Origin of the sequence: Parasalinivibrio latis (genome assembly GCF_036825535.1) — a bacterium.
Lineage (GTDB): Bacteria > Pseudomonadota > Gammaproteobacteria > Enterobacterales > Vibrionaceae > Parasalinivibrio > Parasalinivibrio latis.
In genome coordinates this window covers 3,319,930-3,334,971 of sequence record NZ_CP098812.1, presented here as the reverse complement: position 1 = coordinate 3,334,971, position 15,042 = coordinate 3,319,930, and the positions used below count along the sequence as shown (strand labels likewise).

Here is a 15,042-nt window from a genome sequence, read left to right as displayed (position 1 = left end):
CACAATCCTTATCAATCGTGATAGAACCCTTATGGTTGCTGATTTGGAGCAACACAAGTTAAGTGAAGTAAGAGATAAAACCCGTAAGCCTTTTAATGTTTACCCAGACAAATTAAACCTCTCGCTATTAATTAATATATTAGTAAAGGCTTACCAATCTGCACTGTTTTATTGGTATTTAAAATTCAAATTGAGCATGAATAATATTCATACGTAATGGTGATTATTTCTGTATATTGCGGAAGTTATTATTTTCCCGTTCGTTTTAAGTTATTCTCCGATAGTAGGAAGATTTGGGTATGGCCCTAAACCGTAAGTGGCGCGATCTGGGTAGAAATTATTGCTTTGTGGCAAGTTTCCCTTGTCCATAAACTCTCCAATGAAGTCATTTCCTTCAATGGATATCACCAGGTAATCAGTTCCGGTTTTGGGAAGTGCCAGAAACTCGTTGGTACCGTTGCGCTCAAGGATGATCACCGTGTCCTGAATTTCCACCACATGCATGGCGAGAGGATCATAGTTAGGCTCTAGCCCAAATCCAATAAGCTGCCTGTTTACAGAATTAGGGCCCTGTTGCAGTACACTGTGAGTGATGCGCAATGCACCACCGTTGGGGATATCAAGCAATCGGCTGTCCTGTCCACCCACACTGGCGATGGTAGAAGATTCGATATTGGTGACGCTTGCACGGGACTTCACTTCATGACCCTGGCTTTTAGCGCTTTTTACCGTGCTGTTGCGAATGGTTAGCGTGTCATTATTACTGTAGATACCGTGGGCGCGACCGTTTTTACCCAGGTTACTGAAGGTACTGTTTGTGATAAGTAACGAGCCGCTTCCTTTGGCCGAAAGCAACCCTTGCTCGCTGGTGTGAAAATACACATCATCCAGAACCAAATCCTTACCTTCCTGACGGACACAAGCTCCATTCTGATCCCTGACGGCAACGTTACTGCACTCAATCCTCTCAATTCGTACGTTATCTCCGGCGACGACAAAGGTCCCTTTACCCTGTACTTGTGCACCTTTGAAGTGCGTGCCCTGACTGCCCCTGAGTGTGACTTCATTGTGACGAATTGTGATTCCCTGTGTGTATTCGCCCGGACCAAACTCTACAATGCTTTTATCGGTAATGGCGGAGACTGCCGCAGCAAAGTCTTTGTACTCTTTGCCGTCTACGACAACCGTGTTGTCCGGAATATTTCCGTTACCACTACCATCCCCTCCGCCATCTCCTCCTCCATCATCGCCACCACCACCTGTATCTGGAGGCGGCGCATAGGCTTGTACGCCAGGCGATGTTACGTTAATCAACACTGAGCTCACTAAACAAATAATAAAAATGAAAATAGGCCTAAGTTGTGTGTTCATCATGCCACCTTGAAAAATGTGGTTGTTTCTTGATGCATACCGCATAGCGCTAAGTGGCTATTCACCCATATGCTCATTGGTGCGCTATTAAAGATGGGTTAAAGAGGAAAGAGAGTCGTTTTATAACTAAGAATATTGTCAGGTAGGAAAGTGGGGCACCGAACACCCAAAACTCAAATTTGGCCATAAGTGCGACAAATGCCAGGGAGGATGCTCATAAAGTCGAAGATATATTCCGCCAAAGTGTTTCTAGGAAATCGATAATATCTGCAGCGAGCTGTATCCCTAATAGGTTCCCCACTACTAGTGCAACGCCACCCCAAAACACGACAACAAAGAGTACCTTGAGCAGTTCAATGGCCAATTTAACAACGTAATAGAGCACAAAAAGCCCGGCATACCCCGCAACGAAACACACTGCGCCCATCAGTAGTGATTCTGTTGAGTTTTGGGTCTGTTCAAAATGGGTGTAACCCATTATCCCGGCAAAGACAGCTGCAAGGAGTGCGAAGAGGCCGTCAGGCTTTTCTTTTGCCGTCGTTTTGGGTGATACCTGCGGTTTGTTACTTGTTGCCCCGCGTGACTCGGAGCCAGGCTTGACGCCCGCCCTTGTTGATTGTTTTGCTGCAGGTGAAGTGGGCGGCCTGTTCCCTGAAGAGGTGGTGGAATTGTCTACAATGCCGGTTCCATGGCAGTGATAGCAAGGATCCATGATTTCCTGCGTGGATGTGCCGGATCCCCCGCAAGCCACACAGGGAACATCAGTACTACTGCCGTAACCCCGCCCTCCACAGGAATAGCAATTGTGATAGCGGCCGGTTGGCGTTTCGCACAATCCGTGGCAAACGGGGCAGGTAGCCATAATAAGCTCTGTTCTTAGGAATTCGTCAGTTAACCCAGTTTATTAGCCAACATGGTGTGGTGCTGTCTTAATATTTGCACGCAATAAACCTTGTATTTTTTATTGCTGACAGATGTGTAAATGTTTTACCTCTCATGGCGGAATTCATCGATAAAAGGACCTTCCTTATATCACGCTGCAACGGGACGAATTACAGAGATGAGATTTTTTAAAGAAGTGATCTTATTTGCCGGGCCCGCGTAATTAAGGCTGATGCTAACGGCGCAAAGCTGTCGCTATAACCCGACAAGGAAAACAGTGTTATGTTCAGGAAAATATTTGTAATTCTCGCCCTCGTTACGTTCAGTCTGACTTCATCTTTTGTTGCTCGAGCTGATTACAGTGGAATGAAAAAAGATATCGTTGACAGTGCTGTAGCCAACGGGTCGTTCAATACACTGGTGGCTGCCGTAAAAGCTGCCGGACTTGTTGATACTCTCAAAGGCGACGGACCTTTTACCGTTTTTGCACCTACCGATGAGGCTTTTGCCAAATTGCCCGAAGGCACAGTAGAGAGCCTGCTGAAACCGGAAAACAAAGACAAATTAATTGCCATTTTGACGTACCACGTTGTTTCGGGGAAAGTGATGTCGGCGGACGTAATGAGACTCAACAGAGCGACAACGGTCCAAGGCAGTGATTTGGCAATTCGTGCATCCGCGAATAATGTAATGATTGATGATGCAAACGTCATTATCGCAGACGTAAATGCAAGTAACGGCGTTATACACGTTATAGACAACGTGATTCTTCCCGGAAACTAAAATAGTTCTAATTTACCAGGAGCCGCTATTTATGCGGCACCGTTACTTTATACACCTGAAAACGGCCCCTTAATTAGATCCTGCTAATCTTTTAATATCTAACTATTAATTGTCAGGCGTAGTATGAACAGGGATGCCATCAGGGATTATCTTTACACCACCATTTTTGGTACCGAAACCAGGCACGGAAAAGTTTTTGATCTCGCGTTAATTATCATTATTCTGGCATCCATCCTGGTTTTGATGCTGGAATCTGTGAGTAAGATGCAGGAGAAGTACGGCAGCATCTTTATCACGCTCGAGTGGTTTTTCACGATCTTCTTTACCATCGAATACATTCTTCGCCTTTACTGTTCACCGGCTCCCAAAGCGTACGCCAAAAGCTTCTACGGCATTGTGGATCTTCTCGCGATCCTTCCAACCTATCTGGCCATGTTGGTTCCCGGCACCAACTACATGATGGTGATACGTCTTTTACGCGTGTTGCGTATCTTTAGGGTGCTTAAATTGATGAGGTACCTGCAGGAATCTGATGTGCTTTTGTCGGCGCTGAAAATGTCCAGCAGGAAGATATTTATATTCTTTTTTTCCGTGATGGTTCTTGTCACTGTGTTTGGCTCTCTGATGTTTGTGATTGAAGGGCCAGAACACGGATTTACCAGCATTCCATACAGCATATATTGGGCAATCGTCACAATGACCACAGTCGGCTATGGCGATATCGTACCGCAAACCGATATTGGTAAAGCGTTGGCCTCATTAACCATGTTGATGGGCTATTCCATCATAGCCGTACCCACCGGGATTATTACCGCCCATATGGGGCAACACCTTACACGCCAGCGCCAGTTAATCAGGTGTCCAAATTGCTCCAAGTCAGACCATGACGCTGACGCCGATTATTGTAAATATTGCGGAAGTAGTATCGCTGGGGATTCAGCACATGCCTCCGACAACAGCAAGTAGAGGATACATATAGGGGAATGGCAAAAGACACGCACAATTTAGGCATCTGTTGCCCGATTTCATAAAATGCGGCATCTGGCTCGTTTATACCGGCACTACTCTTGTTTTAAATGCCCTGCTTACTCCACCTCATACATTTGTTCCTGTGGTGGGGAGGAAAGGCTATGTTCGAGAAATTCACGACGTATATGGATTTTCAGGTCGCGCTGAATGACGAGCTCCGGGATGAAGTGCTCAGGACGCGCCATCAAGTGTACTGTGAAGAACTCAACTATGAGCCGGTGCGCCCCGATGGCAGGGAATCCGATACATTTGATGACTATTCAGATTTCTGCCTGATCCGGCATCTTTCTTCGGGCATGGTTGCTGGGTGTGTGAGACTGGTTACCCCGGTAGAAAAGAACCAACCCTTACCCCTGGAAGTTCACTGCCCCGGTGTTATCCAGCACCCGGACTATCAGCCTGGTAGGTTCAGTTATTCATCTATATGCGAAATTTCCCGTCTGGCTGTTCCATTACATTTCCGGCGACGTCGCAATGAGGAAAGTGCCGAAATATTTAAACCCCTTAATCAACTGACCGACGAAGAGCTCCGTATTTTTCCACTTATATCTATGGCGCTGTATCTCGGGGCCGGGTCTCTTGGGGAACAAAAAGGCCTGGAACACTGCTTTGTCATTATGGAGCCTCGCCTTGCACGAAGCCTGCGCTGGGCGGGTATCGATTTTGTCCAGGTGGGTAAACCGGTAGAGCTCAGAGGGAAAAGGGCTCCGTATTATATTAATGCTGAACGTTTTAAAAGCGGGCTGTCCGCCGAGGTGGGGAGTTTATTCAGGGAAATAGAAAGCCGGATCAGATCCAGTCTCCGGGGCATGGACAACAGCTCCCGTTAAAAAGCGTGGGAGAGGCCATGAGCTTGCGGTGATTCATGCGTTCGCCATTGAGCTTACCGGTAAAAACCTTTAATCTGCCGGCCAATCGAAAAGGGGGTAAAAATGAACCGCAAGAAAAGAATCAATCAGGTGCTGAAGGCAAAGCAGAAAAAGAAAAACGCCAAACTGAATAACAGCAATAAACCCCGCTATATTTCCAAAGCCGAGCGTGCAGCAATGGCTGAAGAAGCCGATTCGAGTTCAACGTTGACGTTGAGTGTCGAGCCTGAATCCCAAAACTAAAGTCTTTTTTGTCATGTGATGACTGAGGAAGGGATCCGCCCTCCGGCACTTGTTTATGTTGTGGATCGTTTCGATCAGACGAACGAAATGTGCTGAGGGCGTGCAGGTGAGAAATTTCAGATATCCCTCAGCCTCTCCAAACCCGCAGCCGTTTTACTGGCAACAAATTCAGTGACATCAAAGTCAGCCACACCTTCAATATAAAACGGGTCTTCTTTGAGTACTGCATCCAGTGCTTCGCGGTTTTCAGCCTGCGCCAAAATGACGCCGCCAGTGCGCGGAACCTTTCTGCCTGAAGCCAGAAAGAAACCACTGTCATAATGCTCTTCCAAATAGGCGATGTGTGCGTCGATATGCTTTTCCACTTCAGACAGCTCGACTTTGTACGTCAGAGAAACGATAAACACAGAAACCTCCAAAGGCTTATTGCCGAATCACAGATCCAGTTTACAGGTGAGCGGTATATTTTTTCCAACAGATTGAGGTGGGGAGCCTGTTCTGGGAGATCGAATCCCGTGTTCGCGTCAGCTTACAGCTTGCTGATAACGGCTAGCCAGACGATGGTATTTATTCGCAACCACAGGACAGCGCGTCCAGGTGGGAGGGGCTATGCTTTCGGCACCAGATTGACTTCACCGGGTCGCTGGATTACGTTGGCAGAGCATACCCCGAGGAGGACAAACCCATGAAAGGTCCATTACCGCCGATTACCATCAACCGCTAATCCCCGGATGCCTCTCCGGTGTCCTTTGCCTGCTCTTCCCGTGGCAGGTCGTTCTCCAGCCTGAACAACTTGATTGCCTCGATGTCTTCCACCGCTTCACCCGCCTGAAGCAGCTTTTCCCCCAGCCCTTTGTACGCCATGACGGTATTGAGTATCCGGGTTTCCGAAAGCTCCTGAAAACGTTCAGAGCCAAGGTTCTCGTAATACCTGGTAAAGGCGATGTGGTATTCAACATAGCTCACCACCGTGGCCATGTCCCGCACACTGAAACCCTCATGCTGGTATTTGAAGAATTCCTTGTTCAGGTGCTCGTCTGCGCCGGGCAATATGTAGGCGCGGAAATCTGATTGCGCTATACATTCTCTAATAGGACCAAGGAAGCGATTGCTGTTCCTTTGGCTTGGTGGTGTTGTATGGATATTAAATCAAACCTTGCGTTAGAAATGCTTGAAGGATGGGTTGTTTGGTCGAGGCAAGATATCGGCACTATTCACTTTCCATCCCGGAGCGTGCTGTCAGTGTCACCTGCTTACCGCTCCTGCGGGATCACCGAGGACGAAGCACTCAGGGTAGACCATATCGTGTCCGTGCTGAAATGCCGGGATCACGAGCAGCACCAGGCGCTGGTTGAGTACCTGTATTTCGGCTGTAACCTCAGTCATGTCGGACGTGCGTTGAAGTGCCACCATACCCGGGCATCGCTGCTGGTGAGCTCTGCCTTCAATTGGGTAGACGGTGTGCTGTATGCGATGGATGAGAAGGATTTCGACGGTGCGACAATTCCTGAGCACCTGATGGTTAACTGACAGTAGTGACCATAAGCCACCGTGAAAATCTTTGTGGTATGAGAGCAAATAAAATGATTGCTTAGACTTTGAACGATAACAGGTATGAGTTGAATATTTGCAGTTGCAAATGAATACGTTGTTTTTTAGAATAAACACGTTTGCAGACATGACGGTATAAATACTGTTGTGATTGTTAAAAAAGAGCTCCCTTGTTATCGAGAGCTCTTGAATGTTGCTAGATTTTAGTAATTAAGACCCTACTATGATCCGCATCATTATCGTTTCGGGAACTGGTGTAGCCGCACCAATCCCGAAACTATTGCTAACAATCAATGGCAGCCCCAAAAACAAGGACAATATCACACCGTTTATGCGCTTTTTATAGCGGTGAGAGATGAAGTGTTTTTTCTTCATTAATTAACTCCTTAAAAAGTTTTAATTACATTAATATTAATGCGCTAACCTGTTGGATAAAGGTTAATACAAGTTGTGTGGGTTGAAAAATGCCACTGCTTCAACGAATTGAACCGCATTTAACCTCATAATCATATCTATCCTTCTATCACCTTGGCAATCAGCCGACAGAGAATCTTCAGCTAAAACCGCTATATAATCAGACAATCTAAGTTTTCATTTTTAATATTTTTTATATTAATAACAGTTATCTGTTATAATTTATTCCGTTTGTGTGATTTCCCACAGAAAATATGAGTTTAGTTTATTTATGGTTAATGATTAGCGTCGTTTGACTTTTATGTTGGTTGCCTTTGAGTCCTGTTGTCTTAATGAAAGTCCGATGTAATTCTATTCTCCCTGTAATTCGCAATTACACGCTGGATGCTAATTGCAAGATCTGCTTACACTACTAACCGCTGGAAATTCATCGACCCCAATATGCCTGCTCTAATCTACTGGCAGACCTGTTCCTGAAGCGGATTACTCCCGAAAAGGTCCACCACTTCTCGATACACTTAATCTCCAATTATCAGATATCGCCGTCTTGTCTAGAATGGTTTTGCATTGCTCTCAGCTGGTTACTGTCCATTCTTTTTCATTGCCACCATCTGGATACAGAAGCCAATGTGGTTTCACTCTGTCTACTTGGTAAGCCTCTCATGTTTAAAAGCAAAAGGAGGTGCGAGGGAAAGGGAATGATGTACTGTTCCGCCTTAGCCTAATCAGGCTAAGCCCTATCAGGTGGAAAATCAGGTGGTTGCGGTCGATAAAACGAGGCTGCGACCAACCCTGGATATATTAATCAGCCTTTCCACTTTTTGTAGTCGTAAGCCCGCACCGGTATAAGTGGCTCTTCCTGAGGAGGATGGACATCGACGGCTGCCGGTTCCGGCTCTCTCCGTTTATCATCTTCGGGTCTCCATCCTCTTTCCAAGGCTTTGGCAAAATCGGTCAGGTTATTGAAGCGTGGACCTACGAATTGCTCTTTACATTTCACACAGAATGCCGGTTTGAACGTGTATGACAGCGGGTTCCCGCACAACACACATTTGCCTTCTTTGTACTGGATCCGAGATTCCGGTTCGGGAGGGGGTGGCTCCTTTACCAATAAACGGGGCGGCGCTTTTTCGGTCGGTCTTTCTATCTTGGGATGCCGAACCAGGACAGGAGATTGGATCTCCTTTGGCATTGCTGGTGGTTCAATCCCTATCGGTTCGATGAGATTTGGATTGCGAAAAAGCTCGTCAACAACCGACTCCGCCTTAATGCTGTTTTTCCAGTCGTGAACTTGCTCTGTCAGTGTTTTTGGAATTATCCGGCAGATGAGCTCAACATCCAGCTTGCCGAAGTCAGCGGTGTCAGCATGTCTTCCTGGGTAGGGGATGTCCAGTGCGATACGGTGACCGAAATCTGTTTCAGCCATCATGTCCACGGTGCTGAACTCGGTTCTATGGTTCAATTCCCAACGCGAAATGTTCACTGAATAGGCAAAGCCGAGGTCATGGTCAAAGAGGACCAACTCAGAGCGATTGATCAGCTCCTGGCGGAGAATGAGGGCAACGGCAGTTTCCGGGGAGTAGTTACAGACAATGTCCGTGTCTTCCTTGAGTGCCGTACTGTGGGCGAAGCAATGGACGTTGATATCACCTTGCCGGGCAACAACCGGAGTCCCGCAGCAGATACAGTGGCAATCACATTTACCGCCCCTCGGAACGTCATCAACCCCAACTACTTCATTGGTGCCGTTCTTAAGGGCAAAGGGCATCATGGCGAACGACATGAAATCAAATGCTCCATCATCCGACTAACTAGACAACAATAAGATACGCTCAATATCGAGCTGGAGAAAGTTTGTACGCTTAAGTTGGTTTTGAATCATATGGTTGGATGAAATATATAAAACCACATGGAATGTATTGAAATTGATTTATTTGCCCCAATTATTGGACATGGAAAAACAATTATTCAAAAGGAGCAAGACTTGAACACAATCGAAGTAAAAGCGGGTGACGTTGTTGCTACCACTTTCGGTTTCTATCAACATTTTTCTTTGGTAACGGATAAGATCAGCGATGATGGGAAACCAATGCTTATTTCAGCTACCAAGCGAAACGGCACCGTTAAAGAGGAACCATGGGATGTGGTTACCGAAGGTAAACCAACCTATGTAGTTGACGCCAAATATGACGATCCCATTTCAACGGTAATTGAAAGAGCTCGTTCACAGATAGGTGTATGGAAATACGAGGTAACCAGCCACAATTGCGAGCATTTCGTTAATTGGGTGACAAACTTGAATATCACATCTGCGCAAGTTGCTGCCGGTGTGGTTGGTGGTTTAACGGGAGCTGTGATTGCTGGAGCGTGCGCAGAAAACCCAAGACTCATTACGTTTCTTGGTGGGGCTCTAGTGGTTGGTGGTTTAGCTGTCGCATTAACAAGAGCGACAGAGAAGTCCCCTGAATAATCCTGTCTCCAGATGCCCGTCTCCTCTCCCTCATGGGAGGGGGGTATCAATAGTCAGGGGGTTGATGCCAGTAACCACACCGGTATCTCACGCGGAGATTTTTTTTCACTAAAAAAAGGAATAGGGCATCTTTTTTGAAAAAAAGTCCCCGCAGCAGGCTGAGCAATTCCCCCAAAATCATACTGAGTTATTGCTCTAATTCTCTTGTCCTAACCTGTCATCCCTCCGACCTTGAAGCGCACTTAGCGACAAATTTACAAAAAAGAGTGTCCTTCAGACGCATTCCCAAGACTGTGCTTAGCGACAATTTTCTAAAAAAAGATCAGGGCTCAGTCAGTGGTGCTTTGGCTGATACCAGTCTTGAGTTCACGGTGAAATCTCTATATTCAGGCCCCTATCTCGCTTAAGAGATTATTACGGTGGTGTTTCACAATAAGCAGGCTTTCCGCTAGCATCCGTGAAGCCATCTGACGCTGTTATAGAAACATCAAAATTTGTCTGACTACATGGAGTAGAGTGAGAAATGTACTGGTTTTCTTGCTCACCCAATTCTGAACGTCACTGGAGGTAAGATCTTCGTGAACACCGCTTACCTTCCCTATTTTCTGTTTGCCTTTCTGGGAGGTTGTATCATCCCGGTCCAGGCAGTTATGACCAATGCCCTCAAAAGCAAACTGGCAATCGATCAGGTTGATGCGACCTTCATCCTGTACCTGGGCGGGGCTGTCACCTCGCTCTTTTTTTCCTTGGTTATCAACAAACACAATGTTCTGTTGAAGTTTGAGCTGTCGGATTGGTGGATGTGGGCGTCAGGCTGTATAGGGGCGTTTTACATCTTCTTTATGTTTATCGCCTTTCCCAAATTGGGCGTGTCGGTGTCCATCCTGTTTGTGTTCCTGGGGCAGGTGGTGCTGTCTGTGGTGATTGACCACTTCGGGTTGTTTGGTGTGCCTCGCCACCCCATTTCGGTGACCAAAGCAGTGGCTTTGGCTCTTATTCTTATGGGGGCGGTGCTCATCATGTATGACAGCCAGAAAGGGTTGTAAGAGTGCTTAGGAAAAAGTAAGGCATGAAAGCTTGTGAATCATTGATCGCTGATGATTTGATGGTTATTCCTTTGTTTCTGGATAACAGTAATCCCGTTATGACTGATAAGGCATAGTTAAAATTCGAACTTTACGCGTAGGGAGGCGCATGACAGAGATAACCAACATCATGAGTGGATTGCTGGGGCTGGTGATCACGGCGTCCGTCATCATTGCTACCCCGGGTCCCAGCATCATGTTTTTCATAGGGCAAGTGGTAGTCAGAGGCAAGAATACCGCGTTACACAGTGTGATTGGCAACGCGATAGGGATGACGTTGATTGCGGTGATTTTGTCTGTCGGGATAGGCTCGTTGGTAATGACTTCGGGCGCTGTCCTGATGGTGATACGGCTGGTGGGCGCTGCCGTGCTGATTGTCATTGGTTACCAATACCTGACGTTACCAAGGCACAATTTCCAAAAACCGGATGTGGAAGAAGAGGATGTCTCAAAGCCGCTGGTGTCGGGGATTATTGTGGGCTTCACCAACCCAAAAGGCTTCATCATGTTTGGCACTATTGTCCCCAGCTTTCTCAGTCAGGGGTTGGAAAATCCCGTTCCTGTCCTTTTAGCCTACTCGATGATCCCTATTGTCCTTGGGCTTATCATTGACTGCGCCTGGGTATATACCGCACATGCGGTGTCGTCCCGTCCGTTTTTCAATTCCACAGGGATGCGGCTGGTGAACATTGCCGGGGGCAGTCTCATCATCATTATGGCGCTCATGCTTATTTGGGAATCTGTCGGGGTTTATCTTGGTTGACGCAATTTCAAAGGGGAATGCTATGACAGGTCCGTTGCCTCCCATTACCCGTTGGTTTCTGGATGCCGGATTGACGCTGTCCTCGTCTTCCTGCTACTGGGTTTGTACAAGGCAATGAGGGTGAGACGGGATGATACCGCTGGTGGACTCCTTCACTGGCAGACAGGATTGCCAGGTTGGCTCCCTGTGGTTGTTTACATGAAAAACAGGTAATTAAAGGGTTACGTTTGAAACGCAACCCTTACTGATTCACTCAGATAAGGGCTCGAGAAAAATATCTGAATCAAAGCTCAAACGTGAGATGAGGTATATACCGTCAACCTTCAGTAATGTCATTGTGACCAAGGCATTCTCTGCGGAATAAATCGCTTTAATTTGATAAACATGGGTGCTCTGAATCCCGCCACTGGTGGTTGCGCTGTCTGTTACGTTTACCAGTTCAGGTTCGAAAGAGATCAACTCCCCAAGTCGTGATATCAGATTAAACATCTTATGGGTTTTTTCTTCGGCAAAGATTGGTTTTGCGTCTGGGTGGAGCAGGTGTTCAAAGGTATCAATATTCCATGTCGATACCACAGGCATGCTCATTTCAACAAACGGCAAGGAGTCCTCTTTGGCTGAATTCAGTGAATAATGGCTCCATGTAACCACCGTAATGAATAAGAGGATTACAGCTATAGCAATATAGCCGAGGACTTTTAGTACTTTTACCATCTGACGATCCCTGTCTAATGTAATTAATATCTACGAGCAAAGTATTATGTCTCTTGATTCATATCGTGGTGCTTCCTTCACCGAATTATATAATGACGGCTTATTAATACTCTAGCTATCGTGACATCACGTCATGGGACCAATGGTGTTATCTATTGCTTTGTTGCTGGTGACAGTGATTCTTTCAGGTGTGGTACTGGACATCGCCCAGAGATGAAAAAGAAAAGGGTCGCGTTTCAAACGCGACCCTTTGGTAGGCTACTGATGTAGCAAAGATTGCTATTTTCTATTGACCGGGGAAGGGCTCAAATATGAGATTAACCGCCGTTTACCCAAGTTTGTTGCCTTCGATTTGTCCCAGAATCAGCAAAAAGCCGGGTTCGCTATCTTCCTGCCTGTGCGGGTATTCACCGAATATCACTCCGAATGTTAAAAATGTGACCCCTTGCGGAAGATTTGCCTGTCCAAATAACGCATTTTGGTCAAAAAGCGCAGATCAGCCTTGAAACGCTGTTCATGAGAAATGTGGATTTATATCAGAGTATTAGGCGTGGAATTATCGTCAGAAAGGGTTTATTCCGAAGTGACAATCGACTGTGTGTGCTTACAAGTCTTTATTTATCAGCAAGATGTAGATCGTATTTTTTTCTAAGTACACCTGTAAGTGCAGCGGTAAACGCCAAATACAAAAAAACACCTAGCCCTTTCGGTGCTAAGTGTCTGTAAAATATGGTGGCCCCTGTTGGACTTGAACCAACGACCAAGCGATTATGAGTCGCCTGCTCTAACCACTGAGCTAAGGGGCCAGTGGGTGCAAATTATAGGGGAATCGAAGCGGTGTGTCTAGCGTGTTGCAGGGTGAAATCTGTATGTTTTTCGCGCACTTGCTTCATTTTTTGTTGTACTTGATAACTCAATCACTACTTGCCACTGCCAGGGGGCTAACCTGTTGTTATCAGGTATAAAAAAGGCGGGTATCAAACCCGCCTTTTCTGTTTTTAGTCCACTGGATTATTCATCCAGGAAGCTGCGCAGGATTTCTGAGCGGCTTGGGTGGCGAAGCTTACGCAGGGCCTTGGCTTCAATCTGACGGATACGCTCACGGGTAACGTCGAACTGCTTACCTACCTCTTCAAGAGTGTGATCAGTGTTCATGTCGATACCGAAACGCATACGCAGTACCTTGGCTTCACGTGGTGTCAGGCCAGCCAGAACTTCGTTGGTTGCAAACTTCAGGTTCTGCATGGTTGCAGAGTCCATTGGCAGCTCGAGGGTTGTATCCTCGATGAAGTCGCCCAGATGTGAATCTTCATCGTCACCGATTGGGGTTTCCATGGAGATTGGCTCTTTGGCGATCTTCAGTACCTTACGAATCTTGTCTTCCGGCATCATCATGCGCTCTGCCAGTTCTTCAGGGGAAGGCTCGCGGCCCATTTCCTGCAGCATTTGGCGAGAGATACGATTGAGCTTGTTGATGGTCTCAATCATGTGTACCGGAATACGGATGGTACGGGCCTGGTCAGCGATAGAGCGAGTGATCGCCTGGCGAATCCACCATGTGGCGTAAGTTGAGAACTTATAACCACGGCGGTATTCGAACTTATCAACTGCCTTCATCAGGCCGATGTTACCTTCCTGGATCAGGTCCAGGAACTGCAGACCACGGTTGGTGTATTTCTTCGCGATAGAAATAACCAGACGCAGGTTTGCCTCTACCATCTCTTTCTTGGCGCGGCGGGCTTTCGCTTCACCGATAGACATGCGGCGGCTGATGTCTTTGATACGCTCAACAGACAGGCCGGTCTCTTCTTCCAGCAGCTTCAGCTTCTGGATGCAGCGACGCAGGTCTTCTTCATTTTCTTTGATACGGTCTGAGTATGGCTTACCGGCTGCCAGTACAGCATCCAGCCAGGTGTCAGACGCTTCGTTGCCGGCAAATACCTGCACGAAGTTTTTCTTTGGCATACGACCGGTGTCAATACACAGGCGCATGATCAGGCGCTCCTGGGTACGAACTTTATCCATGGTCTGACGCATTTCGTCAACCAGGCGGTCAAACTGCTTAGGGATCAGACGGAACTGCTTGAACACCTCAGCCAGCTCAGTGATGGCTTCTTTGGTGCTGTCATCTTCGCGGCCTTTTTGCTGGGTTGATGCCAGCACGGCTTCGTAGCTGCGGCGCAGTTCAGAGACTTTTTCACGGGCGACTTCAGGATCGATGGCGTTGTCGTCTTCGCTATCGTCCTCGTCACTGTCTTCGTCTTCATCGTCCTCATCTTCGTCTTCGTCAGCAAGATCGCTCTCGCTTAACTCTGAACCGATGTGGGTTGCTGTTGGGGCCAGATCTTCTTCCTGAGAAGGGTCAACGAACCCTGAAATGATGTCAGTAAGACGCAGTTCTTCCGCTTCGACTTTGTCGAACTGGTCCAACAGATAAGAGATAGACTCAGGGTATTCGGCAACCGCCAGCTGTACCTGGTTAATACCGTCTTCGATACGCTTGGCGATGTCGATTTCGCCTTCACGGGTCAGCAGTTCAACGGTACCCATTTCACGCATGTACATACGTACCGGGTCGGTTGTACGGCCCAGTTCGCTGTCAACGGTGGAAAGTGCTGCAGCCGCAGCTTCCGCTGCGTCTTCATCGGTGACAGTCTCAGACATGATCAAGTCATCGGCATCCGGGGCTGTTTCCACCACCTGGATACCCATGTCGTTGATCATCTGAATGATGTCTTCAATCTGTTCGGAATCGACGATGTCTTCCGGAAGGTGGTCGTTTACCTCGGCATAGGTCAGGTAGCCTTGCTCCTTACCTTTGGCAACGAGTAACTTAAGTTGTGACTGCGGATTTTGATCCATAGACGA

15 protein-coding genes and 1 tRNA gene are annotated in these 15,042 nt (G+C 47.2%); 8 read left to right on the top strand and 8 right to left on the bottom strand.

Going from position 1 to position 15,042, the window contains the following annotated elements; all coding sequences use genetic code 11:
- Positions 1–270: 270 nt before the first annotated feature.
- Positions 271–1,317, bottom strand: coding sequence for a right-handed parallel beta-helix repeat-containing protein (locus NF212_RS15070; RefSeq protein WP_434357018.1), 1,047 nt, complete (start codon positions 1,315–1,317; stop codon positions 271–273).
- A 268-nt stretch (positions 1,318–1,585) separates the two neighbouring features.
- Entirely contained in the window at positions 1,586–2,083 is a 498-nt protein-coding gene (locus NF212_RS15065) for a hypothetical protein (RefSeq protein ID WP_434357016.1), read from the bottom strand.
- A gap of 452 nt (positions 2,084–2,535) precedes the next feature.
- On the opposite strand from NF212_RS15065, the gene NF212_RS15060 reads away from it, so the two are divergent.
- The 4 genes from NF212_RS15060 (at position 2,536) to NF212_RS15045 (ending at position 5,177) form a co-directional block, all read left to right on the top strand.
- Positions 2,536–3,036: a fasciclin domain-containing protein gene (locus NF212_RS15060; protein ID WP_434357014.1), complete on the top strand. Its 501-nt coding sequence runs from the start codon at positions 2,536–2,538 to the stop codon at positions 3,034–3,036.
- Between the two features lie 123 nt (positions 3,037–3,159).
- Positions 3,160–4,002 carry an ion transporter gene (locus NF212_RS15055; protein ID WP_434357012.1) on the top strand — a complete coding sequence of 281 codons (843 nt, stop codon included), beginning with the start codon at positions 3,160–3,162 and terminating at the stop codon, positions 4,000–4,002.
- Between the two features lie 164 nt (positions 4,003–4,166).
- The gene (locus NF212_RS15050) at positions 4,167–4,895 is read left to right on the top strand and encodes a PEP-CTERM/exosortase system-associated acyltransferase (protein ID WP_434357010.1); all 729 of its coding nucleotides are present in this window, start codon (positions 4,167–4,169) and stop codon (positions 4,893–4,895) included.
- Between the two features lie 102 nt (positions 4,896–4,997).
- Complete coding sequence (locus NF212_RS15045) at positions 4,998–5,177, top strand: DUF2986 domain-containing protein (protein ID WP_434357008.1); 180 nt, start codon at positions 4,998–5,000, stop codon at positions 5,175–5,177.
- A 116-nt stretch (positions 5,178–5,293) separates the two neighbouring features.
- Here NF212_RS15045 and NF212_RS15040 read toward each other — a convergent pair whose 3' ends face one another.
- Positions 5,294–5,584, bottom strand: a complete 291-nt coding sequence (locus tag NF212_RS15040) for a YciI family protein (protein WP_434357006.1) — start codon at positions 5,582–5,584, stop codon at positions 5,294–5,296.
- A gap of 313 nt (positions 5,585–5,897) precedes the next feature.
- Positions 5,898–6,155 carry a hypothetical protein gene (locus tag NF212_RS15035; protein WP_434357004.1) on the bottom strand — a complete coding sequence of 86 codons (258 nt, stop codon included), beginning with the start codon at positions 6,153–6,155 and terminating at the stop codon, positions 5,898–5,900.
- A 159-nt stretch (positions 6,156–6,314) separates the two neighbouring features.
- On the opposite strand from NF212_RS15035, the gene NF212_RS15030 reads away from it, so the two are divergent.
- Complete coding sequence (locus NF212_RS15030) at positions 6,315–6,707, top strand: antiterminator Q family protein (RefSeq protein WP_434357002.1); 393 nt, start codon at positions 6,315–6,317, stop codon at positions 6,705–6,707.
- Between the two features lie 1,240 nt (positions 6,708–7,947).
- Here the strand turns inward: NF212_RS15030 and NF212_RS15025 are convergent.
- Positions 7,948–8,925 (bottom strand): hypothetical protein, encoded by a 978-nt coding sequence (locus NF212_RS15025; protein WP_434357000.1) that lies wholly within the window; start codon positions 8,923–8,925, stop codon positions 7,948–7,950.
- 201 nt (positions 8,926–9,126) lie between these two features.
- Between NF212_RS15025 and NF212_RS15020 the strand changes: the two genes are divergently transcribed.
- The 3 genes from NF212_RS15020 to NF212_RS15010 all read left to right on the top strand — a co-directional run bounded on the left by NF212_RS15020 (position 9,127) and on the right by NF212_RS15010 (position 11,460).
- Positions 9,127–9,612, top strand: coding sequence for a lecithin retinol acyltransferase family protein (locus tag NF212_RS15020; RefSeq protein ID WP_434360894.1), 486 nt, complete (start codon positions 9,127–9,129; stop codon positions 9,610–9,612).
- Positions 9,613–10,190: 578 nt separating this feature from the next.
- The gene (locus NF212_RS15015) at positions 10,191–10,658 is read left to right on the top strand and encodes a DMT family transporter (protein WP_434356998.1); all 468 of its coding nucleotides are present in this window, start codon (positions 10,191–10,193) and stop codon (positions 10,656–10,658) included.
- A 148-nt stretch (positions 10,659–10,806) separates the two neighbouring features.
- Positions 10,807–11,460, top strand: a complete 654-nt coding sequence (locus tag NF212_RS15010; protein ID WP_434356996.1) for a LysE family translocator — start codon at positions 10,807–10,809, stop codon at positions 11,458–11,460.
- 249 nt (positions 11,461–11,709) lie between these two features.
- On the opposite strand, the gene NF212_RS15005 is transcribed toward NF212_RS15010, so the two are convergent.
- The 3 genes from NF212_RS15005 to rpoD form a co-directional block, all read right to left on the bottom strand.
- Positions 11,710–12,174, bottom strand: a complete 465-nt coding sequence (locus NF212_RS15005; RefSeq protein ID WP_434356994.1) for a hypothetical protein — start codon at positions 12,172–12,174, stop codon at positions 11,710–11,712.
- A 730-nt stretch (positions 12,175–12,904) separates the two neighbouring features.
- Positions 12,905–12,980, bottom strand: a tRNA-Ile gene (locus NF212_RS15000).
- Between the two features lie 205 nt (positions 12,981–13,185).
- The gene (gene rpoD, locus NF212_RS14995; RefSeq protein ID WP_434356992.1) at positions 13,186–15,036 is read right to left on the bottom strand and encodes an RNA polymerase sigma factor RpoD; all 1,851 of its coding nucleotides are present in this window, start codon (positions 15,034–15,036) and stop codon (positions 13,186–13,188) included.
- Between the last annotated feature and the right edge of the window lie 6 nt (positions 15,037–15,042).